This window comes from Pseudonocardia alaniniphila (assembly GCF_022524485.1).
GTDB classification, from domain to species: Bacteria; Actinomycetota; Actinomycetes; order Mycobacteriales; family Pseudonocardiaceae; genus Pseudonocardia; species Pseudonocardia alaniniphila.
In genome coordinates this window covers 30,707-52,150 of record NZ_JAKXMK010000001.1, presented here as the reverse complement: position 1 = coordinate 52,150, position 21,444 = coordinate 30,707, and the positions used below count along the sequence as shown (strand labels likewise).

Below are 21,444 nucleotides of genomic sequence, written 5' to 3'. Positions count from 1 at the left end.
CCTTACGATCTGAGTAAGACTGTACTCACTAGAGTCCGACTCCAGCCACCAGAGCGCTACGCTGATCACGTGAACGAGAACTCCGGCGACGGCCGCCACGACCGGAAGGTCAGCCGCCGGGAGGAGTACGCCGAGGCGACCAGGCGCGCGATCGTGGACTCCGCACGCCTGCTGTTCGGACAAAAGGGCTACTTCGCGACCAAGGTGGACGAGATCGCGGCCACTGCTCGCGTCTCCCCGGCCACCGTCTACACCGTCACCGGAGGCAAGCAAGGGCTGCTCCGCACGCTGATCGACGTATGGTCCGCGGCACCCGAGGCGGCTGTCGCTCGCGATCGGATCGACCAGTTCGACGACCCCGCGGATCTCCTGCAATTCCTCGCGACACTCACCCGCGAGATGCGCGAGGACTACGGCGACATCATGCGGGTGGTGCTCGCCGCCGCACCGCACGACCCGACGGCCGCCGACGGCCTTGCCACCGGCACTGCCCGCTACCGCGGCTTCCTCGCGGCGGTGGCCGAACGCCTCGCCCATCTCGGCGCCCTCCGCGAGGGCGTCGATACCGACGAGGCCCTCGACATCCTGTGGTTCTACTTCGGCTACGCCGGGTTCTTCACCTTCGTCGACGACAACGGGTGGACCTACCCCAGAGCCGAACAGTGGCTCCGCAACGCCGCGAGCCGAGCACTGCTCTGAGGCTTCATCGTTCCGCCTGGTCCGAGCCAGGCGGGTTGCCGAGCTTCCACAGGAGGGAAAGCAGGTTTCCCACCCCCCAGTGCTCGGTGATCTTCCCATCGACGACCCGCATGGCGTCGACGCTCTCGAACTGCACTTTGCGGCCCACGAACTCATACCCATATCCACCCAGACGGCACTCTCTCACCAGTTCCAGCGAAGAACAGCCGCCACGAGAAGGATGCATGTCGAAAATGCCATGAGAACCAAAAATCCGACGGTCAGGATATTTGAGTCGTCGAGCAGGAGGCCGACGATACACAGCGCGAGTGACAGCAACGCGAATGACCATGTGAACCACACAAGAATCCTCACTTCCGCTGACTCCACGGGTGGATCACCGAGCTTTTTTTCGACATTGAGCCCGACCGCCTAAGCGTGGAATCGATGGTGCGCAACGAACGCCTGCTTCCTCCAATTCAAGGATCCCTCACATCCATGTTGTACTGTTTTTTGCTGGTCGCCACGTCGCCTTGCGGTGCACTGACCGCGGTGGCGGTCTAGCCCAGTCTGCTCAGCCAGAGCGGCAACTCGCCCGAAAAGGTCCCGACCGGACCTGCGGTTGGTCGCCCCCTCAACGACCAACCGCAGGGCGGCGTTTTGCCAATATGGCCAGTTCGAGCGAATCCGGATGCTGCCGAGGAGCTGTGTGGCTCAACATCTCGTGTGCCCGAGATTCAGTGCGCCGTCCAGCCACCGTCCATGTTGCGAATCGCGCCGGTGATGAAACTCGCGTCGTCCCCGGCCAGATATGCGACCAACGACGCTGCCTCCTCCGGCTGCGCGACCCGCCCCAGGGGATGGGCTGCTCGGAACCTCCTCTCAATTTCGTGATTACGGCACAGAACATCGGCGTGTCGACGGACCCAGCGCGATCGCGTTGACGCGCAGGCCCTGCGGCGCGAGCTCCAGCGCGGCAGCACGAGTTAGCCCGAGCACGCCGCGCTTGCCGGCCACGTATGAGCTAACGCCCCCGCTGGACCCTACGACGCTCAGCACCGAGGCATTGTTGATGATCGTTCCCCCACCTCGGCGCAGGATCGCGGGGATCTCATGCCGCATCGCGACAAACGTGCTGGTTAGGATCCCCTCGATGTCTGCACGCCACGACTCCACGGTGCGCTCGGCGATCGGCACGGTGAGCCCGGGGATACCGGCGTTGTTGAAGGCGACGTCCAGACCCCCGAAACGCTTCTCCGCGGTCCGGACGGCGTTGACGACGTCCTCCACGACGAACATGTCGGCGCGAACGACCAGCGCCTCACCACCTGAATCCTCGATCTCCTCGGCAACCCGTTCCAGCTCCTTCTCACGCCGAGCGGCGAGAACAACCCGCGCGCCCTGCGCAGCGAGTGCCTTCGCCGAGGCCTCACCGATACCCGAGCTCGCGCCGGTGACAAGCGCCACTTTTCCACTCAGCCGCTGCGGGGACGAAGGTTGCGTGGTTGTCACGGCACCATTAGCCATGAGAGGACTCCGTCTGTGCAGGCGGGCGGTGTCGCGGTGGGGCACCGACTCTGCGATAGAGCCCGAGCGCTTGATTCAAATGGCTGATGGCCGTCGGTGCGTTGGTGACTCCTGAGATGCGGCGGGCTTCCTCCAGATCCGACGAAGGCATAGTCGCGTGTCACGAATCCTCCATTTCTCGCCAATTAAGGCGCCGCGCTACAACCTCTGGGTCAATCAGGTATATCGACGTGCGGGCAGTCGGGATATGAAGCACGTTCGATGAAGCGTCCATCGAGCGCGCCTTGGCCACATCGAGCGCCGGTGTCGAGCCCTCCGCTTCACCGAGCCGACATCAGATGCCGCGATCGGCGGATGGGACATGGTCATGGAGGATTGTTTGCGGAGAGTACGAAACACAGGCAACGGCCAGGTGCCGGGACGGCCGCTTCGACGCCGCGGCCTGCGACGTCCACCCGCAGCCCGTGGAAGCCCTCACGCAGCCAGAGAAGCACGTGCGACGGTTGGCGGAACCGCCACGTGATGGTGCTGCGGCGTGTGGTCGACGAAGTCGTCGGCGAAGAGCTCCTCGAAGACGTCGAAGTCACCGTTGTTCTGCACTTCCTCGGTGTTTCGGCGAACAACGGCCTTCGCCGCCTCGCTCTCCCCACCATCGTTCATGGAAACTCCCGATACGCTTTGCCCGCTTCCCGATACTGTTCGGCAATCTTTCTTTTCAGGTCCGGGTCCCGGACGATCAACCATCGACGGCTCTCCTGATTCGCTCCGGATGGCGCCTGCTCCGCAACATCGATCATGTGCAACAGGATCTCGCCGGACACCCCTCGTTCGAGATCGAGATGCTTGCGCACAGCCCGAGTGGTGCCGAGAAGTTCGTCGACCTGCCCGACATCGAATTCAGCCACGTTGCTCACTCAGCTTCCATATCCCGTCGTGACGACTACGACGATCGTGATGACAGGCAACTCGCCCGGCACCGGCTACCCCCCGACAACCCAGTGACGGTGCTCGACGTCCGCGCCGGAAACCGCATTCTCGACAGAATGCGGCCGGAGACAGCTCCCTGGATGTAGGAGCATCTCAATCCGGAAGACGACGTGATTCGAACGGCGACACGTCTACATACTTCCTTTTGATATCTCCGACGGCAAAGGCGGCAGGGCAACTAGTATTGAAAGTAACACGGAAGTGTGATCGCCAGATAATGTCCGATATCACCCGAACCGGAGGGGCTGATGGATCCAGCAGATCACTACAGCCCGGCCACGACCCACTGAGGTGGAGCAGGATAAATACGTCTGCGGTTATATCCGCTCCCACGCATCGGTCCGAGGCGTGGCGTTGACCATCCCGGCACCGCCACCGGGAAGGAATATCTTCTTCCGCAGAGCGATCCGGCCCTGCAGCAATGGGACGGAGGACGGCGGTACCTGCGCCGCGATCAGCGAGACGTGGAAGCTCGAACCAGCCCACCGCATACCTGCCAGCATCACCTCGAGGACTCCCGTCAGCCCCCGAGGATGACGTCCGCTGGCGGTGATGCGCCGGGTACGTGTGCTCGCGATGCTGCTCCTGCGGTGCAGAGACCCGTCACGCACCTTGCGCGGGCGGCCGGAGAAGGTGAGGAGGTCAGCGGCATGAGCCAGCGGGAACCCCGTAGTCAGGCGCGCAGCTCGACCGACCACACCCTGGCGCACTGGCTGGCCGCAGAGGACGAGGGCGAGGACGCCGGCCGGCTCGACCCCGACAACCGGCTCACCTGCCACGTGCACGGCCGGTGGATCCACCAGTGCGTGTCGTCACCACTGCACGTCAACCCGGTCACGCGACACCGCTGGTGTCGCGCTTGTGAGACGGAGCTGCCGGTCGCCGTGGACGAGCTCGCGCGAACGGTGACCATGCGATGCCCACGCTGCAACCAGGGCATCAGCGCGGCCACCGCCCGACTGTTGGCGGCCTGCCGTGCCAGCCTCAGCCACGTCAGCGGCAAGGCTCGGCCCCGCCTCGTGGCGTGAGTCGCCCTGGTCAGGCCCCGGGCCGATAACGCGCCGCGGCCACAGCAGGCAGGCGCCCGGCATGTGGCCGCCGCCCGGGACCGCGTCGCGATGCCTCCCGCGACCGGCGCAGCCTCATCCCGGGATCGACGAAAGGGCCTCCGCCAACCGGCCGGTGCGGGCTCGGTAGTCGGCCCGCGCGGCCAGGGCGGCGTCCAGATCGACCGCGACGAACCGGGTGCGGGTGTTGGGTGCCGACTGCGCGACCACGTCGAGGTCACCGGACAGGACGGTGGCGACCATCATGTAGCCACCACCCGAGACCGCGTCGCGATGCAAGATGATCGGCTCGACGCTGCCGGGCACCTGGATCGAGCCGATCGGATACGGCGCGTCCACGATGTTGGACGGGTCCTGCCCCGCACCGAACGGCGCTTCGCGCTCGACGGTCTCCAGTTCGGCGCCCTTGTAGCGGAAGCCGATGCGGTCGGCCACCGGTGTGAGCGTCCACGTGGTGCCGAGGAAGCTCTCCCGGCCCGCGACGGTGAGGCGGTGGTCGTACAGGCCCATCATCACGCGTACCTCGACGTCCTTGGAGTAGGACGGACGCAGATCGAGCGGCACGCTACGCCCGGGCTTCGCGCCGGACGACGAGCCGACGGGGAGCTTGTCGCCGGTCTGCAGCGGGCGCCCCGCGAAACCGCCGAGAGCACCGAGGCCGTACGTGGAGCGGCTGCCGAGTACCTGAGGCACATCGATTCCGCCCGAGACGGCAAGGTAGGCGCGCGCGCCCGCCGTCAGGTAGCCGAAGTCGAGCACGTCACCCGCGGCCACGGAGAAGGACTCCCACAGGGGCCGCTCCTCGCCGCCCACCCGTGGGGTCATGTTCGCGCCCGCCACCGCGACGACCGCGGAGGACTCGAATGCGAGCTCCGGCCCCATGTAGACGATCTCCAGGGCCGCGGCACCCGCCGGGTTGCCGACGAGCAGGTTGGCGGCCCGCAGGGAGTACTGGTCGAGCGCGCCCGACGGCGGGATGCCGACGTCGTAGTAACCGGCACGGCCTGCGTCCTGGACGGTCGTGGACAGGCCCGGCTTGCGTACCTCGATCACCGCAGCACCTCCAGCAGCCGGGCGTTGTAGCCGTCGGGGTCGTCGAGGAACTCCTGGAGCGCGAACTCCGTCGGGGCCGTCCGGATCCGGAACGTCCCCGCCTCGACCTCGGCGACGTGCGCGTCGTACTGCTCGCGGTCGATCGGGGTGTACTTCACGATGTCACCGGGCCGGAAGAACACCATGAAGTCGGTGAAGTCGGGCAGCTGCTGGGTGGGGTCGTAGATCGGCGCCGGGGTGATGCCGAACATCTGGTAGCCGCCCGCACCGCGCACCGAGTAGATGCAGGCGAAGCAGCCGCCGTAGCCCACGGTCTGCTTCGGGGTGTCGGTACGAGGGCGCAGGTACTTGGGCACGATGATCGCCCGCTCCCGGGGGACCATCTGGAACTTGAACGGCAGGCCCGCCACGAACCCGACCATGGAGACGAACCACGGCGAGCCGGCGTGGGCGTCGATGAACTCCTCCACCGACGCGTAGCCGTTGATCCGTGCGGCGTACTCGATGTCGGTGGCGTCGGGATCCTGGTGGCGGTCGCGAAAACGCATGAGCGTCTCCGTGGTCCACGGGTCGCGATAGAGGACCGGGATCTCGACGACCCGGGTGGGAAGCGCGAGGTCGTGCGCGTCGCCGACCTGCTTCTCCAGGTCCTGCAGCAACCCCAGCAGCTTGTGCGGCTCGAGCACGTCCGGGTCGTAGCGAACCTGGTAGGACGCATTGGCCGGGCAGATCTCCAGCACGCCCTCGGGGTGGTTCTCGCGCAGCGCCTTCGTGATGGCCATGACGCGGAAGTTGGCCTGCAGGCTCATCTCCTCGGCCAGCTCCACGAACACGAACTCGTCGCCGCCCCAGCTGTAGCGGGCGGCCTGCACGTCCGTCACCGTCACGTCGCCGCCTCTTTCCGTTCGGCCAACCAGTGCTCCAGCGCGCCGGTGTGGAAATCCGCCGCGGCGAACCAGTCCTGGCCGAGGATCTCCGCGCCCAGCGCGGCGGTGGTGGGCACACCGTCCACGGCGAACTCCCCCAACGCGCGCCGCCCGCGCCGGATCGCTGACTCCCGGTCCTCTCCCCAGACGACGACTTTCGCCAGCAGGGAGTCGTAGAAGGGGGGAACCGTGCCGCCGGGCTCCAGCCAGGTGTCGACACGCACCCAGGGACCTGCCGGCAGCACCAAGCGTTCGATCTTGCCCGGCGAGGGCATGAAGTCCTTCTCGGGGTCCTCGGCGCACACGCGGAACTCGATCGCCGAGCCGCGCGCGACGATCGCGTCCTGCGCGAACCGCAGCGGCTCCCCCGCCGCGATCCGGAGCTGCTCGGCCACGATGTCGATGCCGGTGATCAGCTCGGTGGTCGGGTGTTCCACCTGGATGCGGGTGTTCATCTCGATGAAGAAGAACTCGCCCGTCTCGTCGTCGACGAGGAACTCGGCGGTGCCCGCACTGCTGTAGCCGACCTCCCGGGCGAGCCGCACGGCCGCCGCGGTCATGGCCTGCCGCACGCCGTCGTCGATGCCGGGGGCGACGGCCTCCTCCACGACCTTCTGCCTGCGGCGCTGGAGCGAGCATTCGCGTTCGAACAGGTGCACGACGTCTCGTCCGTCACCGAGCACCTGCACCTCGACGTGCCGGGCGCGACGGAGGAACCGCTCGAGGTACATCGCACCGTCGCCGAACGCACTGGCTGCCTCCTTCGACGCAGCGGGGAACGCCGAACGCAGCCCCGCCTCGTCCGTGACGACACGGATGCCACGTCCACCGCCGCCCGCCGCGGCCTTGAGCATGATCGGATAGCCGATCTCGGCGGCCGCTTTGACCGCGGCGTCGACGTCCGCGACGCCGCCCGGCGTGCCGGGCACCGTCGGGACACCCGCCGCGGCGGCCACCTGGCGGGCCCGAACCTTGTCGCCCATCTGCTCGATCACCGCCGCCGACGGGCCGACGAAGGCAAGGCCCGCGTCGGCGACCGCAGCAGCGAACGACGCCCGCTCGGAGAGGAACCCGTAGCCGGGGTGCACGGCGTCGGAGTCGGTCTCCCGGGCGGCGTCGAGGATGGCGTCGGCGAGCAGGTAGCTCTTACCGGCGGGCGGCGGTCCGATCTCGACGGCGGCATCGGCGAGCCGGACGTGCGGGGCCTGCGCGTCGGCCGTGCTGTGCACCGCCACGGTGGAGATACCCAGGTCACGGGCTGCACGAACGATGCGGACCGCGATCTCGCCGCGGTTGGCGACGAGCAGGCGCTTCACCCCTGTCCGTCCGCGGATGCCTCGATGATCGCGACCGGCTGCCCGGCGTCGACCACGTCCTCGTTCTCCACCAGGAACTCCACGACCGTGCCCGCCGCACCCGCAGGCACCTGGTGGAAGGACTTCATGACCTCGACGAGGCAGACCGTGTCGTCCGCGCCGACGGTCTGTCCTTCGGCGGCGAACGGGCCACTTTCCGGATCGGGCCTCCGGTAGAACACGCCGGGGATCGGCGAGACGACCTCGTGCCGGGCCATGGGGCTCCTCTCAGGCTGACATGTGCGGGCGCAGAGCTTCGTGGACGGCCTTGGCGACGTCCACGGCGTTCGGGGTGTCGGAGTGCACGCAGACGCAGTCGGCACGCACCGGGATCTCGGAGCCGTCCAGGGCCGTGGCGACTCCGTCGGTCACCGCGCGCACCGCTCCCCGCGCCGACGCGGCCGGGTCGAACGGCTGGTGCACGCGCGTGATGATGAGCGAGCCGTCGGGACGGTAGTCGAGGTCGGCGTAGTACTCGGAGATGAACCCCGCACCCCGCGCGCCCCAGACCTGCTCGTGCACCGTGCCCGCCATGCCCATGAGCGGCACGCCGAAGACGTCGGCGGCGTCGGCGAGAGCCTCGGCGACCTCCGGGTCGCGCGCCGCCATCCCGTACAGGGAGCCGTGGGCCTTGATGTGGTTGAGCTCCATGCCCTGGCCACGTAGGAAGCCGGACAAGGCGCCGACCTGGTAGACGACGGCCGCGGTGAGCTCGTCGCGCTCCAGCTTCATCTCACGGCGGCCGAAGCCCTCGCGGTCGGGCAACGACGGATGGGCTCCGACCCGGACGCCGTGCTCCTTGGCCAGCGCCACGGTCTGCTGCATCACGCGCGGGTCCGAGGCGTGGAAGCCGCAGGCCACGTTGGCGACGGTGATCCACGGCATCAAGCCCTCGTCGTCGCCGCAGCGATAGATGCTGAATGCCTCGCCCATGTCGCAGTTGATGTCCACCATGCCGACCTCCTCCCTTCAGGCAGTTCCGCCATCCTTGCCCACTGCGCGAAGCCCCGCCACACCCGATGCAGGCCCACACGTCGCAGTCAGGCACACATCGCCACCAAGGGCACGAAAGATCAGGTCGCCGGTCGGCGCACCGCGGCATCCGTGCACGACCACCCGGTTCACCGCCGGAGCCTCGGCGAGTCGACCTGGAGCATCTGCAGCGTGAACGGGACCACACGCCGCGATCGGCCGCCCAGCGGAAACGGGCGAATTGACATATCTGCGCGCCTGCGCCTCGGCATCGACAGCGACTATTGCGCCTGATGAAGTGGGGCCGTTCGACGGACCCGAGGGGGATGGCGTCATGGGAGTTTCGAGATATCGGCCGAGCCCGGCATTCGGCCGACTCGGCATGCTGGCGACGGTCGGCGCAGGCATTGCGATCGAGGTGTACGACCTGGGCATCTACGCCACATTCTCCGTATTCTTCGCCTCACAGTTCTTCGCCAGCGGTGACGCGGGAAGCGACCTGATCAGCACGCTCGCCGTCTTCGCCGTGGGGTTCGTCGCCCGCCCCTTCGGCGGGCTCTTCTTCGGGTGGATGGCCGACCAGGTCGGACGGCAACCCGCCATGACCCTCTCCGTCGTCACTGCCGCGGCGGGCAGCCTGATCATCGGGGTCAGCCCGACGGCGACCACGATCGGCATCGGTGCACCGATCGTCCTGCTCCTGGCCAGGCTCATCCAGGGATTCGCCCAGGGCGGTGAGCTGCCGGCCGCACAGACCTACCTCGCCGAGATCTCTCCGGCCTCCCGGCGCGGCCGGTGGTCCAGCCTGAACTACGTCTCCGGCTCGCTGGGTGGCCTCTTCGCCACCGCTCTGGGCGCGGTTCTCGCCACGTTGCTCAGCCGATCCGACATGACAGCCTTCGGCTGGCGAATCCCGTTCCTGCTGGGCGGCGTCCTCGGGCTGTTCGGCGCCGTCATGCGCAGACGACTGGACGAGACGCCGATCTTCACCAGTGCTGCCGCCCCCGGCCGGCGCACCTCACCGTGGCGGCAGATGGGCGCCCGGCCGGTGCTCCTGCTCCAGGTGATCGGCCTCACCGCAGGCGTCACCGTGGCCTTCTACACGTGGAGCGCGGCCGTCCTGCCGTTCGCCATCGAGCAACGGCACACGAACCCAGCCGCCGCCCTCTGGGTAACTGCCGCCGCCACCGTGCTGTTCACCGTGAGCCTGCCGTTGTGGGGAGCAGCCGCCGACCGCGTCGGGCGCCGCCCGATACTGCTGGTCAGCATGATCTCGACCGCTGTGTTGCTCTTTCCCCTGCAAGGGCTGATCCAGGGCCAGGCCTGGCAGCTCTTCGTGGCAGCGGCCGTCGCAACGGTGCTGCTCGGGGGCACCCTTTCCATCCTCCCGGCCCTGTTCGCCGAGCTCTTCCCCACCGGCATCCGCGCCTTGGGCCTGGCCGTTCCCTACTCACTGACCGTCGCAGCATTCGGCGGCACCGCGCCCTACCTCCAGGCCTACCTGGGACAGCACGACGCCGGCGCCGCCTTCTACTGGTGGGTGATCGCGCTGATCGCGATCACGGTGGTCACGGTCGCGCTCTCGCCGGAGACCCGCAGCCGCGAGCTGGACGCCGTCGGGTCCGCTCCGGCGCGCAGCGCGGCTCGCGCCCGCGACCACCCCTAGCCGGCTACCGCGACGCGAGATGCTGCATCAACACCTGTGTCTTGGTCGTCTGCTGCCGTGACATCACGATCTGCCGGTCGGCAATGAGCTCGCGCAGGCGCGCGGCTACTCGGTGGGAGCGGGTCGGGCGGCATTTCACCGACAGCTCGACGACGTGTGAACCGTCCGGATAGATCCACGACTCCACATCGATACGATTCTCGAACTCCCCCGAGGTCAGCCGCACCACGTTCACCGGACCGAGGGCCACCAGATCATCGATGTCGAACCCGTCACCGGCAGCGGCGCGAAGGAGCGCGCGTTGCCTCCTCGAGAGCAGGCGCTGAGCGGGGTGTCGCCGTCCGATCGAGTCCAGCACCATCCCGGCGCGCAGGCGCCGCTTGATCGACGCCGACCAGATCGCCACATCGGGGAGGACGTCCAGCTCGAGCGCAAGGCCTCGAACACGCCTGCTGACCTGCGGCTCCGTGTGGCGCAGCTTCACGACGACATCCTCGTCGACGCCGTCGGTCACGCGGGTCCGCACGATGATGCCGCGCCGGTGCAGCGCGAGGTCCGGCGTGTCGAGGTAGTAGACGAGCCGGAGCTGCGGCCGATCGACTCTCACGTCGAGCACGGACAGGGCCCGTTCGAGCTCGACGTCCAGGATGGTCTTCAGCTCGACCCGCTCCACGCGTCGACCCGCTCCCAGGGCAGCCGTCAACGAGCCCCACGGCAAGGTCGGATCGGCCGGTCGAATACTCACAACCGCAGCCTGCCCGCACATTCCCCGGCCAAACCGGCGTACGAGCGCTCTCCGGACGTCGCACACCCGAATCTTGACGAACTTCCTCGAACCCGACTGATCAACCGGCCAGGCGGGGTATCCCGCTGCGCTGAACGGCCCCTGAACCGCGGCGTCGTCAGGAAATCGTCAAGGTTCCTTTCCCGGAGACTCCGGCGGTCGCATGCTGTCGAACCCTCGACTTCGCTGCCATCGGGCGCGAGGTGATCGCGAGCAGAGAGCAGTCGAGGTGAAGTCATGGGTACGCGCGGCGAGCTGAGGATCTACCTCGGGGCGGCGCCCGGCGTCGGCAAGACCTACGCGATGCTCGGTGAGGCCCACCGCCGCGCGGGACGCGGCACCGCCGTCGTCGTAGGTCTGGTCGAGCCCCACGGCCGCTCGAAGACCGCAGCCTTGATCGAGGGACTGGAAGTACTCCCCCGCCGCCGGCTCACGCACCGCGGCGTCGTCCTCACCGAGCTCGACGTCGATGCCGTGCTCGCCCGCGCGCCGCAGGTCGTGCTCGTCGACGAGCTGGCGCACACCAACGCGCCCGGTTCGCGGAACGCGAAGCGCTGGCAGGACGTGGAGGAGATTCTCGACGCAGGCATCACCGTGCTCACGACGCTCAACATTCAGCATCTGGAGTCGCTCAACGACGTGATCGAGCGGATCACCGGCGTGCACCAGCGGGAGACCGTGCCCGACGAGGTCGTACGCCGCGCCGAGCAGGTCGAGCTCGTGGACATCACTCCTGAGGCGCTGCGGCGCCGGTTGGCGCACGGCAATGTCTACTCGGCCGAGAAGGTCGACGCGGCGATGGCCAACTATTTCCAGCCCCGCAACCTCACGGCGCTGCGCGAGATGGCCCTGCTGTGGGTGGCTGACGAGGTCGAGGTCGCACTGCAGCGCTACCGCGCCGACCAGCACGTGACCGACGTGTGGGAGACCCGCGAGCGGGTCGTGGTGGCGTTGACCGGCGGGCCGGAGAGCGAGACCGTGCTGCGTCGGGCCGCCCGGATCGCCAAGCGCTCCAGCTCGGCAGAGCTCTTCGCGGTGCACGTCCTGCGCGGCGACGGGCTGGTCACCGCACCGGTCAGCGCACTCGCGAACCTGCGCCGCGTAGCCGAGGACGTCGGAGCCTCGTTCCACACCGTGGTCGGTGACGACGTGCCTGCCGCGCTTCTCGACTTCGCCCGCGGTGTCGACGCCACCCAGCTCGTGCTGGGCACCTCCCGCCGGTCCCGCGCGGCCCGCCTGCTGGTCGAGGGCATCGGCACGCGCGTGGTGCAGCGCTCGGGGCAGATCGACGTCCACATGGTCAACCACCCCGAGGCCGGCCGAGGCATCCGGCTGCCCCACCGGTTCAGCGCCGTCTCCCTCACCCGCCGCGCCACGGAATGGGCACTCGGCGTGGTCCTACCGGTGGCCGCAACCGCGGCCGGAATTCTCGGCCAGAGTGTGTTCGGCCTGTCCACCGACGTCGTGTTGTTCTTCCTCGCCACGGTCGTCGTCGCGCTCGTCGGCGGGCTCGGCCCCGCCCTGTTCGCCGCCGGTGCAGGTGCTCTGCTGCTCAACTTCTTCCTCACCCCGCCGCTCTACACGCTCACGATCGCCGAGCGGGAGAACGTGATCACCCTGGTGGCGATGGTTCTGGTCGCGGTACTGGTGGCGCTCGTGGTCGACCGGGCCGCGCGGCGCGCCCAGCAGGCCGCCGCCGCAGGGTCCGAGGCGGCGCTGCTCGCGTCGCTCTCACGCACGGTGCTGACCCGCCCCGAGCCGCTCCCGCGGCTGCTGGACAAGCTGCGCGAGGCGTTCGGGCTGACGACGGTGGCGATCCTCGAGCGCCAGGACGGGCACTGGACGACGTCCGCATGTTCCGGACCGCCGGACTGCGCGCGCCCCGAGCAGGCCGACGTCGACGTGGCGGTCGAACCCGACGTGCACCTCGTCGGCCGCGGCACCCCGCTGCCGGCCGCTGATCAGCGCTTACTCGAAGCGGTCGGCGGTCAGGCGCTGCTCGCCCTACGCAACCAGCAGGCCACGCGCGAGGTGGCCGAGGCGCACCGGCGCGCCGACGCGACCGAGCTGCGCAGCGCACTGCTGTCCGCCCTCGGCCACGACCTGCGCACCCCGCTGGCATCGATCAAGGCGTCGGCCAACAGCTTGCGTGACCGCGATCTCCGGCTGTCCGAGCATGACAGCTCGGAGCTCGCGGCAACGATCGAGGAATCGGCCGACCGGCTCACCGCTGTGGTGAACAACCTGCTCGACTCCTCGCGCATCGCGACCGGGGCCGTGGCACCGGAGCCGCGTCCGGTCGGGCTCGACGAGGTGGCGCTGCTGTCGATGCGCGGACTCGACCCGACGTACCGGCCTGCGGAGCGCGTCGGGCTCGAGATCGACGAGCGGCTCCCCGCGGTGCTCGCCGACCCGGGCCTGCTCGAACGCGTCGTCGTCAACGTCGTGGACAACGCGCTGCGCCACGGCGCCGGCGCCCCCGTCAAGCTACGGGCCAGCAGGTACGCCGACATGGTCGAGCTACGCGTCGTCGACTCCGGTCCCGGGGTGCCCGCCGACCGGCTCAAGCGGATGTTCGCCCCGTTCCAGCGCCTCGGCGACCGGGGGAACAGCGGGCTCGGCCTCGGGCTGAGCGTGGCGCGTGGCTTCACCGAGGCCATGGGCGGCACCATCACCGCGGAGGACACACCGGGCGGTGGGCTCACCATCGTGATCAGCCTGCCCGCCGCGCCGCATCCCGCAGCCCTGCCCTCGTAATCCGCCCCTGTCGGACCTATCGGACGTCAAGAACGCGCAGGGATCTCCGCATCGGGCGTCAACAAGCCGCCGATGCGCCTTCCGGGCGCCAAGCCCCGCCGCGCACCCTCACCTGGTGGACGTCGGCGGCCCGCCCAGGGCCGATTCACGTCGACCTCTGGCCGCAATACCACGGGAGCCACCCATGACCAGCTCGCACGTTCTCCTCGCCGTGCTGCTCAGCGGCTACTCGACCATCGCGGTCCTGAGCGCCCGTGTTGTCCTCCGCGAACGGCGCGGGAGACGACGCGAGCACCCGCTGCACGTGGGAGCCGGCAGCCACCGGGAGCCGACCAGACCCTGGTAGCGCCACGTCATGTGGTTTCGGGCAGGATCCGTTTGAACGGCGTCAAGGCAGGTACTCAGACGCCACCGGCGGCGAGACGCTGTCCGGAGCGCGAGAATGCGCGTGACGGTCCGAGAGGTGACTTGCATGTGTGCCGACTCTGCTCCATCCAGGGAGCGGACAGCTGAATTCGTCCTGCACCGGCCTCTGGGACTGACGGCAGGCATGGCCCGACGGCTCCACGTGTACGTCGATGACGAACGGGCCGCGAACCTACATATCGGCGCGACGACGCGCATGCCGGTGGAGGCAGGCCCGCATCTGCTGCGGGTTCGCTGTTTCCCCCTGATCGGCGCCGATCTGCCGGTCATCCTCTCGCCGCACGAGAGCCTGCGGGTAGCGATCTACATCGACGCGTTCGGCGAGCTGAGGATCGACATCGCACCTGTGGACGCACAGGCGCGACCGCAGGGGGCCACCGGACGCTGACACGGTCGAGGCAGGGCGCTGCCTCGCGGTACGCATCTCCGACGAGCCCGGGCCACGTCACCGAGGTGGCCCGGGCTCGGTCGCGGCGGGCGGCTACTCGGTGGCGAGTGCGAGGACCGTCGCCAGGAGCACGTTCGCCCCGGCCTCGACGTCCTCCCAGGTGGTCAGCTCGGCCGGCGAGTGGCTTCGACCGTCGACGCTCGGCACGAAGATCATGCCCGTGGGGGCGAGCCTCGCCACGTTCTGTGCGTCGTGCCCGGCGCCGGAGGGCAGGTTCAGGGTCTTCATGCCCTGATCAGCCGCCGCCGTCGCCACGAGCTCCTGCATCCGCGGGTTCAGGGGAACCGGGTCCGTGATGCTCTCGCGGGTGTAGCTCATCTCCAGGCCATGGCAGTCGGCGACGTCACGCGCCGCGGACACGATGGCCTCCTCCAACTGCAGGATCCGTGTGCGATCGGAGTCGCGGAAGTCCAGCTGGACGCGCGCGAGGCCCGGCACGACATTCGCCCCGCCAGGCTCCACGTGGAGGATGCCGCACGTGGCGACGGCGGTCTCGCTGACCGACCGGGCCGCCTCCGGCAGGCGCACCAGCAGATCACCGGCGCCGCGCAGCGCGTCGCGCCGCCGCGGCATCGGTGTGGTGCCGGCGTGGTCCTGGCGGCCGCGGAACTCGATGTGGCCGCCTCCCATCCCCACGATCGCCGTGACCACCCCGATCCCGGCGCCGGCCGACTCAAGCACCGAGCCCTGCTCGATGTGCAACTCGACGTAGGCGTGGACGTCCCCGGGGCGCACCGCCGTCCGGGTCGCCGCGGCAGGGTCCCAGCCCATGCCCTCCAGCGCGTCGACCAGCAGGTCACCGTCGCGCCCGCGGAGGCGGGCGAGCTCGTCCGCTGTAAAGCCGTGCGCCACGGCCGTCGAGCCGAGCAGGTGGTGGTAGCTGCCTTCCTCGTCGGCGAAGACCACGGCCTCGACCGGACGTCGCAGGGGCACGTCCTCCTCGGCCAGCCTTCGCACCACCTCCAGCGCGGCCAGCGACCCGAGCGCACCGTCGAAGCGGCCCCCTTCGGGCACGCTGTCCAGATGCGAGCCCGCCCAGACCGGGGGCGTGCCGGCGGCCGCGTCCCGAGCCTCCAGCCGTATGAAGACGTTGCCGATGCCGTCGGTGCGCAGCGCCAGCCCGGCCTGCTCGCACTCGTTCACGAGCCAGGCCCGCACCTGCCGATCAGCCTCGGAGAAGCTCGTTCGGCTGACGCCGCCGCTCGCCGTGGCGCCGTAGCCGGCGACATGCTCGAGGTCGCGACGCAACCGCGCCGCCGACACGGTGGGCACGGGAATCCCGGAACTGGTCATGCACGCTCCTGACTGGTCTGGTCGTCGACGCCCGACTTCCGGGCGTCGACGGGTGCAACCCGTACATCGTCACACCGGCCGGGTCGCATCGTGACCGATGAGGCCGGCTGCTCGTTCGGCGATCGCGCAGACCGTGGCGTCGGTGTTGGCGGAGACGATCGACGGCATCACCGACGCGTCGGCTACACGATGGTGTTGTCGCACCAGCCGAACCCCTCTTCCAGCCCGCTGCTCACGTCGTCGGCCGGCATGTGCCCCACCTGGACAGCGGCAGCCGAGCGCAAATCGTTCTCCGACAATCGGGAAGCGAGCACACAACCGGCCGTTCCGGCTCCCACAACGACGTAGTCGTAGGCGGGCACTTCCCATCGACGGTTCATGAACCCACCGTCGCAGAATCGACGGGAGCACGACAAGGAATCAGCAGTCAACATTGTCGTAAACCGATCGTCCAGCGCACGCCGGCTGCGCCCAGAACCGGCCTGCCGGGCAGCATAGCCATAGCACCGGGACCTCCCGAAACTGTTGACGAAACAGAGTTATCGGGCCGTAGTGACGACCGGTCGGCGACAACTGACTCTGCGTGACCTGCCCTGCGGAGCATGTCCTCGTGGTACCGGTCACATTGCAGCACCAAAAACAGGTGGATACTGTTCTGGATTCAACCGGATACGAATCTGCCGCCCAGGGGGCTTCGATGAAGCTCGGAACATCACTTCGGTTCGTCTTTCCCACGTCACCGGAAACCTTCGAGCATTTTCGGGTTGCACTCACGGCATTACCGCCGGGCGGCTTCATCGAACGACCCATGGGAGCGATGTCCACCCGCGAACAGGCCACGAACCTGCTCGCTGTCGCAACCGCGGCCCACGATGCCGGCCTCGACATGTTGGTGGTCGGCGACAGTCATGCCGTTCCGTCGGCTTACGCCAATGCCTTCTCCCCGGTGCCGACGCTTGCGCGCTTGATGCCCGTAACGGGAAACATGACGCTCGGGGCGGTGCTGCTGGCCCCGTTCTACGATCCGATCCTGTCGGCAGAGCAGATCGGCACGATCGCCGCATTCTCCGAAGCGCCACTCGTGGTCGTTCTGGCGCTCGGGCAAGGCAAGGGCCGGTTCGCCGCCTTCGGCATGGCCGAGCGCACCCGCGTGGGCCGCACCGAGGAGTTCGTCACCGCGTTGCGGGCCCTGCTGACCGGCGAGCCGGTGACCATGGAGGGCCGCTACCACCGGCTGAACCACGTGCAGACCGGACCACTACCGCGCGTGCCCGTCTCACTCTGGCTCGCAGGCACGGTGCGTGCCGCCGCCGAGCGGGCCGGGCGGCTCGGGGACGGGTGGCTGGCCGGCCAGAACTCGACCCGCGCGGAGCTCGCGGAGCAGCTGGACGCATACCGGGAGACAGCCGTCCGCCATGGACGCACGCCGCTGCCCGTGCTTCGCCGTGACATCTATGTGGGCGAATCCGACCGCGAGGCCGAAAGCGTGGTGAGTCGGATCCTCGCGGAGGGCTACCGCGGCGGAGGCATGGATCAGCTGCTCGTCGGATCCGCCGAGTCGGTGGTGCAGCAACTCGAGGAGTACCGCGCCATGGGCTTCGACCACGCGCTCGTACGGCACATCGTGGGCGACCACGCTCTGATGCTGCGATCGTTCGAGCGGATCGGAAAGGACGTGCTGCCGCGGCTGCACGCCCTCGAGCCGCTGGCGTAGCCGAGACCCCGACGGTCCGGGCACCACGTCTCCCTCACCGGTACCGCAGCACACCGGACAAATCAGTCGTTTCGCCCGAGATCCTTGACAACGTCGATGTAGTTGACCAAGGGTAACGAAGACAATCGGCTCCGCGGGAGCCCTTCTGAGAACGAGTCCGACCGGCCCACAGCCGACTCGCCCGGAGGTCTTCGATGGCGAATTCCGATCGTTTCGAAGAGTCGTTGCGGCCGCGATTCCGACAGCCCCGAGGCGTGGAGCAACGCGGTATCGAACCGGTTCCGGAAGAAGCCCGCACCACCCACTGGGGCGACATATTCTCGATCGTATTCAACTTCCTGGTGAACCCCGGGATGATTCTGATCGGCGGCCTCGCCGTCGCCGGCGGACTGTCGTTCTGGGGCGCGGTCATCGCCGTCACACTGGGCATCGCAGTGGCATTCGTGCCCTACATCATCGTGGCGACGATCGGCGTCGACCACGGCGTCCCGGGCCAGGTGAGCACCCGGATGACGTACGGGGTCATCGGTTCCCGCTGGATAGCGTCCCTGCTGCGGGTGGCCGTCACGACATTCCAGTTCGCCTTCCAGACGATCGCCGGTGCACTGGCGATCGTCGCGGTCCTTCATGCGTGGCTGGGAATCTCGCTCCCCCTCGTGCCGACGAGCCTCGTTTTCGCCGCCTTCCAAGTGCTCATCGCCACCATGGGCTACGGCCCACTGAAACACCTTTCTCGCATTGCATTACCACTGAAGGTCGTCGTCCTCGGATTCTCGCTGTACCTGCTCGTATCGCACGACGCTCCTGGCTTTCATCCGAGCGAGGTCCTCTCGTTCAACGGCTCGTCGACGCTCGGCTGGGTCGGGATCGCCGTGTGGGCGAACTCCGTGGCAGCGGCATGGCTGACGATGGTGACCGACGCAGCCGACTTCTGCCGCTACTCCCGCACGCGTGCCGACATGTGGATCGGCACGATGGCGGCCGCGATCCTCGGGGCACTGCTGTCGGCGGTGCTCGGGGCCTACGGAGCCGCAGCCACGCTGGGCACGGTCTCCAACCCCTTCGACGTGATCTCGGGTATCACCACGTCGGGCGTGGTGTTCGTCGCGCTCCTGATCGTGGTGGTACTCGACAACTGGACGATCAACGTCCTGAACCTCTATACGGGCGGCCTCGCGATCGTGAACATGATCCCGAGGCTGGGACGGTTCTGGTCCACCCTGGTCGCGAGCGCCATCGGCATCGCCATCTCCGCGTTCCCCGCGATCATCGACGGGTTCAACACCATCTCCGGTGTGGCCATCGGTTGCCTGTTCGCCCCGATCGCGGGAGTGCTGGTCGCCGACTACGTCGTGGTCAAGCGGTGGCGCATCGACGTGCCCCAGCTCTTCGTACACGGGGGCCGGTACTGGTATCTGCGCGGCACCAACCCGGTGGCGGTCCTGTCCACTGCGATCGGAGCAGTCCTGTATTTCCTCCTCCCGGAGGCGGTGCTCCGATGTCTCGTCACCCCGATCCTGACCGGGCTGGTGTTCGTCGTGATCACACGACTGCTCGTCACGCGGTTCGAATGGGCACGCGTGGCAGCCGAGCCGATCTCGGTGCCGGCGCGCGCCGCGGCCGCCGAGGATGCAGGCGCCACGGTCCGGCCCTGACCCGAGCCACCGCAGCGCAGGAGGAGAAAGGTAACGGCGATGAGCACCGCAACGAGCGCTGACACCACGATCCGAGGCGGCGAGGTCGTCATCGACGGCTCGGTGGTTCGCGCGGACATCGCGATCGCCGACGGGATCGTCACCACCATCTCGTCCTCCCCGATCGATGCGCACCACGTGATCGACGCGCAGGGATGCCTGGTGCTCCCCGGCGGGATCGACGGGCACGTGCACCTCTCGCCCGCCGAGCTGACCGACGGCTCGTACCCGTGGGTCGACGATTTCGAGAGCGGCACCAGGGCAGCCGCCGCGGGCGGGGTCACCACCGTCGGCAACATCACCTTCCCGCGTCCCGGCGAGGCACTGGCCGATGCGTGCCGGCGGGTGGCCGACGACGTGCGGGCTCAGGCCGTCGTCGACGTCCTGCTGCACCCCGTGGTGACCGAGGAGCAACACCTCGACCCCGGCGAGCTGACGGCGCTTCAGGAGCTGGGCCAGACCAGCATCAAGGTCTTCGCCACGCTCGGCGCCTTCCAGACCCGGCGCCGCCAGTACTACCGCTTCATGGCCGAAGCCGGCAGCCGCGGCTTTCTCACGATGGTCCACTGCGAGGACGACGAGCTGATCAGGCACTGCACGGCGTCGCTGTTCGAGCGCGGGCCGGCAGACTTCCGCCACTTCGGCGAGTCACGCCCCGACGCGGCGGAGGAGGCCGCGGTCGCCCAGCTCATCGCCTTCGCCGAGGTCTCGAACACGCCGATCTACGTCGTGCACCTCTCCAGCAGGCGGGCCCTCACCGCCTGCTCGGCCGCCCGCGCCCGCGGCGTGCCCGTCTACTACCTCTACCTCACCGAGGATCTCCTGCAGCGGGAGGACGGGGCGAAGTACATCGGCCAGCCACCGCTGCGACGGCAGGACGACGTCGACGCCCTCTGGGCCGGTTTGCGGTTCGGCACCGTCGACACCGTGGCGACGGACCACGCTCCGTGGACGCTGGAGCAGAAGCTCGAAGCCCGAACCTCACTGGAGCGGCTCCGGCCCGGTGTCGCCGACCTCGAGACCGTGCGCCCCATGCTCTTCTCCGAAGGCGTGCTCACCGGCCGCATCTCGTTGGCACGCTTCGTGGAGCTCACCGCAACCAACCCGGCCCGCCTCTTCGGCCTGTATCCCCGCAAGGGGACGATCGCCCCGGGATCCGACGCCGACCTCGTGATCTGGGATACCGACGAGACGCGGGTCGTCGACGGGAGTCGCGGGGAGAGCCGTGCCGGCTACTCCCCCTACGACGGCACCTCCGTGCGCGGCTGGCCCCGCGACGTCCTGAGCCGCGGGGAGATCGTCGTGTCGGGAGGGAAGGTCACGGGGCGCAGCGGGCGAGGCAGCCTGCCGGCCCGCGGCAGCTCGGCGCCGCGCTGAACCGGTTGAAGCGGCTGAAAGGGATCAATCCGGCGCGATCGCGCTACGATCTTGCGGTGCCACGTGTGATCCCGCCGCTGGTCAAGCCGCGCGCGAGGGAGCACCTCGGATGACTCTGTCGCCGGCACTGGTCGAGCAACCGGACGGTTCCTGTCCATCGCAACGGCGGGAGGAGAAGCCCTCAGATGGGTGTGGAATCGATGGCGCCTGACGAGAACGAGAACGGGTCCGTTCCCGGTCGGAGAATCAGCACGGTGGTGCGTGCCGTGGTCACCCAGGCCGCTCCCGAGGAACTGCCGATGGTGGACGGTCTCAGCGGGGCGACCGACGAGGTCATCGTCGCTCGGCTGTCCCAGGGCCCGGCGCGCGACGAGCGGCTCGGGTTCGGGCTGGAGGACGTGGCGGTCCTCGTCAGCCCGGTGCTCTACATAGCCCTCGACCAAGCCGTTCGGAAGATCGTCGACGACTCGATCGACGGTGCTCGGCGCAGAGCGCCCCGCTGGGCGCGGTGGTTTGCACGGCGTGGGAAGGCTGCACCGACGGTTCCGCCGGCGCTGTCCGCGCACCACATCGCGGAGATCCGCGACCAGGTCACCGCTCTCGCCAAGGAGCGGGGAGTGCCGGCCGACAAGATCGAGCGGGTCCGTGAGGCCCTGGTCGAGGTTCTGTCGAACGACGCCGGGAACGGATCGGCCGGGCCACCGCCGCCTGTCTGATGTC

Annotated in this window: 23 protein-coding genes; 10 read left to right on the top strand and 13 right to left on the bottom strand. The window is 68.6% G+C overall.

The annotated features are described in order from the left end of the window. The first annotated feature begins 69 nt into the window (after positions 1-69). Positions 70-699: a TetR/AcrR family transcriptional regulator gene (locus MMF94_RS00240; protein WP_241034129.1), complete on the top strand. Its 630-nt coding sequence runs from the start codon at positions 70-72 to the stop codon at positions 697-699. 4 nt (positions 700-703) lie between these two features. On the opposite strand, the gene MMF94_RS00235 is transcribed toward MMF94_RS00240, so the two are convergent. From MMF94_RS00235 to MMF94_RS00220, 5 genes are all read right to left on the bottom strand, one after another. Further along, a complete protein-coding gene (locus MMF94_RS00235; protein ID WP_241034283.1) occupies positions 704-1,030 on the bottom strand; it encodes an ester cyclase in 327 nt (108 codons plus the stop codon). A gap of 385 nt (positions 1,031-1,415) precedes the next feature. Continuing rightward, positions 1,416-1,661, bottom strand: coding sequence for an SDR family oxidoreductase (locus tag MMF94_RS43665; protein ID WP_379660256.1), 246 nt, complete (start codon positions 1,659-1,661; stop codon positions 1,416-1,418). Further along, positions 1,573-2,250, bottom strand: a complete 678-nt coding sequence (locus MMF94_RS00230; protein ID WP_241034128.1) for an SDR family NAD(P)-dependent oxidoreductase — start codon at positions 2,248-2,250, stop codon at positions 1,573-1,575. The genes MMF94_RS43665 and MMF94_RS00230 overlap by 89 nt, the downstream gene beginning before the upstream one ends. A gap of 429 nt (positions 2,251-2,679) precedes the next feature. After that, on the bottom strand, positions 2,680-2,865 hold the full coding sequence (locus tag MMF94_RS00225) for an ester cyclase (protein ID WP_241034127.1): 186 nt from the start codon (positions 2,863-2,865) through the stop codon (positions 2,680-2,682). Continuing rightward, positions 2,862-3,119, bottom strand: coding sequence for a nitroreductase family protein (locus tag MMF94_RS00220; RefSeq protein ID WP_241034126.1), 258 nt, complete (start codon positions 3,117-3,119; stop codon positions 2,862-2,864). Before MMF94_RS00220 ends, MMF94_RS00225 begins: the two co-directional genes overlap by 4 nt. A gap of 723 nt (positions 3,120-3,842) precedes the next feature. Between MMF94_RS00220 and MMF94_RS00215 the strand changes: the two genes are divergently transcribed. Then, positions 3,843-4,220 carry a hypothetical protein gene (locus MMF94_RS00215; RefSeq protein WP_241034125.1) on the top strand — a complete coding sequence of 126 codons (378 nt, stop codon included), beginning with the start codon at positions 3,843-3,845 and terminating at the stop codon, positions 4,218-4,220. A gap of 114 nt (positions 4,221-4,334) precedes the next feature. Here the strand turns inward: MMF94_RS00215 and MMF94_RS00210 are convergent, their stop codons facing one another. Genes MMF94_RS00210 through MMF94_RS00190 form a run of 5 tightly spaced genes read right to left on the bottom strand, consistent with a single transcriptional unit; the run spans position 4,335 to position 8,547 of the window. Next, positions 4,335-5,312: a 5-oxoprolinase subunit C family protein gene (locus tag MMF94_RS00210; protein ID WP_241034124.1), complete on the bottom strand. Its 978-nt coding sequence runs from the start codon at positions 5,310-5,312 to the stop codon at positions 4,335-4,337. Beyond that, positions 5,309-6,199 (bottom strand): 5-oxoprolinase subunit B family protein, encoded by an 891-nt coding sequence (locus MMF94_RS00205; protein ID WP_241034123.1) that lies wholly within the window; start codon positions 6,197-6,199, stop codon positions 5,309-5,311. Before MMF94_RS00205 ends, MMF94_RS00210 begins: the two co-directional genes overlap by 4 nt. Then, positions 6,196-7,554, bottom strand: a complete 1,359-nt coding sequence (locus MMF94_RS00200; RefSeq protein WP_241034122.1) for an acetyl-CoA carboxylase biotin carboxylase subunit — start codon at positions 7,552-7,554, stop codon at positions 6,196-6,198. The genes MMF94_RS00205 and MMF94_RS00200 overlap by 4 nt, the downstream gene beginning before the upstream one ends. Continuing rightward, a complete protein-coding gene (locus MMF94_RS00195) occupies positions 7,551-7,811 on the bottom strand; it encodes an acetyl-CoA carboxylase (protein WP_241034121.1) in 261 nt (86 codons plus the stop codon). The genes MMF94_RS00200 and MMF94_RS00195 overlap by 4 nt, the downstream gene beginning before the upstream one ends. Before the next feature lie 10 nt (positions 7,812-7,821). Further along, positions 7,822-8,547 carry a LamB/YcsF family protein gene (locus MMF94_RS00190; protein WP_241034120.1) on the bottom strand — a complete coding sequence of 242 codons (726 nt, stop codon included), beginning with the start codon at positions 8,545-8,547 and terminating at the stop codon, positions 7,822-7,824. A gap of 352 nt (positions 8,548-8,899) precedes the next feature. Here MMF94_RS00190 and MMF94_RS00185 point away from each other — a divergent pair, with 352 nt between their 5' ends. Continuing rightward, positions 8,900-10,231, top strand: a complete 1,332-nt coding sequence (locus tag MMF94_RS00185; protein ID WP_241034119.1) for an MFS transporter — start codon at positions 8,900-8,902, stop codon at positions 10,229-10,231. A gap of 4 nt (positions 10,232-10,235) precedes the next feature. Here MMF94_RS00185 and MMF94_RS00180 read toward each other — a convergent pair whose 3' ends face one another. Beyond that, positions 10,236-10,976 (bottom strand): CYTH domain-containing protein, encoded by a 741-nt coding sequence (locus MMF94_RS00180; protein ID WP_241034118.1) that lies wholly within the window; start codon positions 10,974-10,976, stop codon positions 10,236-10,238. 276 nt (positions 10,977-11,252) lie between these two features. Here MMF94_RS00180 and MMF94_RS00175 point away from each other — a divergent pair, with 276 nt between their 5' ends. The 3 genes from MMF94_RS00175 to MMF94_RS00165 all read left to right on the top strand — a co-directional run bounded on the left by MMF94_RS00175 (position 11,253) and on the right by MMF94_RS00165 (position 14,586). Continuing rightward, entirely contained in the window at positions 11,253-13,772 is a 2,520-nt protein-coding gene (locus tag MMF94_RS00175) for a sensor histidine kinase (RefSeq protein WP_241034117.1), read from the top strand. 184 nt (positions 13,773-13,956) lie between these two features. Beyond that, positions 13,957-14,118, top strand: coding sequence for a hypothetical protein (locus MMF94_RS00170; protein ID WP_241034116.1), 162 nt, complete (start codon positions 13,957-13,959; stop codon positions 14,116-14,118). Positions 14,119-14,340: 222 nt separating this feature from the next. Then, entirely contained in the window at positions 14,341-14,586 is a 246-nt protein-coding gene (locus MMF94_RS00165) for a hypothetical protein (RefSeq protein WP_241034115.1), read from the top strand. A 93-nt stretch (positions 14,587-14,679) separates the two neighbouring features. On the opposite strand, the gene MMF94_RS00160 is transcribed toward MMF94_RS00165, so the two are convergent. Next, the gene (locus MMF94_RS00160; RefSeq protein ID WP_241034114.1) at positions 14,680-15,939 is read right to left on the bottom strand and encodes a Zn-dependent hydrolase; all 1,260 of its coding nucleotides are present in this window, start codon (positions 15,937-15,939) and stop codon (positions 14,680-14,682) included. A 182-nt stretch (positions 15,940-16,121) separates the two neighbouring features. Next, entirely contained in the window at positions 16,122-16,319 is a 198-nt protein-coding gene (locus tag MMF94_RS00150) for a GMC family oxidoreductase N-terminal domain-containing protein (protein WP_241034113.1), read from the bottom strand. A 428-nt stretch (positions 16,320-16,747) separates the two neighbouring features. Between MMF94_RS00150 and MMF94_RS00145 the strand changes: the two genes are divergently transcribed. The 4 genes from MMF94_RS00145 (at position 16,748) to MMF94_RS00130 (ending at position 21,440) form a co-directional block, all read left to right on the top strand. Continuing rightward, positions 16,748-17,653 (top strand): LLM class flavin-dependent oxidoreductase, encoded by a 906-nt coding sequence (locus MMF94_RS00145; protein ID WP_241034112.1) that lies wholly within the window; start codon positions 16,748-16,750, stop codon positions 17,651-17,653. A gap of 254 nt (positions 17,654-17,907) precedes the next feature. Beyond that, positions 17,908-19,308: a purine-cytosine permease family protein gene (locus tag MMF94_RS00140; RefSeq protein ID WP_241034111.1), complete on the top strand. Its 1,401-nt coding sequence runs from the start codon at positions 17,908-17,910 to the stop codon at positions 19,306-19,308. Positions 19,309-19,347: 39 nt separating this feature from the next. Next, on the top strand, positions 19,348-20,724 hold the full coding sequence (locus tag MMF94_RS00135) for an amidohydrolase family protein (protein ID WP_241034110.1): 1,377 nt from the start codon (positions 19,348-19,350) through the stop codon (positions 20,722-20,724). A 185-nt stretch (positions 20,725-20,909) separates the two neighbouring features. Further along, complete coding sequence (locus tag MMF94_RS00130) at positions 20,910-21,440, top strand: hypothetical protein (protein WP_241034109.1); 531 nt, start codon at positions 20,910-20,912, stop codon at positions 21,438-21,440. Positions 21,441-21,444 lie beyond the last annotated feature (4 nt).

Coding starts and splice junctions, on each gene's coding strand:
- MMF94_RS00235 (WP_241034283.1), bottom strand. CDS start 1,030: ATGGTCATTCGCGTTGCTGTCACTCGCGCTGTGTATCGTCGGCCTCCT.
- MMF94_RS00225 (WP_241034127.1), bottom strand. CDS start 2,865: ATGAACGATGGTGGGGAGAGCGAGGCGGCGAAGGCCGTTGTTCGCCGA.
- MMF94_RS00215 (WP_241034125.1), top strand. CDS start 3,843: ATGAGCCAGCGGGAACCCCGTAGTCAGGCGCGCAGCTCGACCGACCAC.
- MMF94_RS00195 (WP_241034121.1), bottom strand. CDS start 7,811: ATGGCCCGGCACGAGGTCGTCTCGCCGATCCCCGGCGTGTTCTACCGG.
- MMF94_RS00190 (WP_241034120.1), bottom strand. CDS start 8,547: ATGGTGGACATCAACTGCGACATGGGCGAGGCATTCAGCATCTATCGC.
- MMF94_RS00185 (WP_241034119.1), top strand. CDS start 8,900: ATGGGAGTTTCGAGATATCGGCCGAGCCCGGCATTCGGCCGACTCGGC.
- MMF94_RS00175 (WP_241034117.1), top strand. CDS start 11,253: ATGGGTACGCGCGGCGAGCTGAGGATCTACCTCGGGGCGGCGCCCGGC.
- MMF94_RS00170 (WP_241034116.1), top strand. CDS start 13,957: ATGACCAGCTCGCACGTTCTCCTCGCCGTGCTGCTCAGCGGCTACTCG.
- MMF94_RS00160 (WP_241034114.1), bottom strand. CDS start 15,939: ATGACCAGTTCCGGGATTCCCGTGCCCACCGTGTCGGCGGCGCGGTTG.
- MMF94_RS00150 (WP_241034113.1), bottom strand. CDS start 16,319: ATGAACCGTCGATGGGAAGTGCCCGCCTACGACTACGTCGTTGTGGGA.
- MMF94_RS00145 (WP_241034112.1), top strand. CDS start 16,748: ATGGGAGCGATGTCCACCCGCGAACAGGCCACGAACCTGCTCGCTGTC.
- MMF94_RS00135 (WP_241034110.1), top strand. CDS start 19,348: ATGAGCACCGCAACGAGCGCTGACACCACGATCCGAGGCGGCGAGGTC.
- MMF94_RS00130 (WP_241034109.1), top strand. CDS start 20,910: ATGGGTGTGGAATCGATGGCGCCTGACGAGAACGAGAACGGGTCCGTT.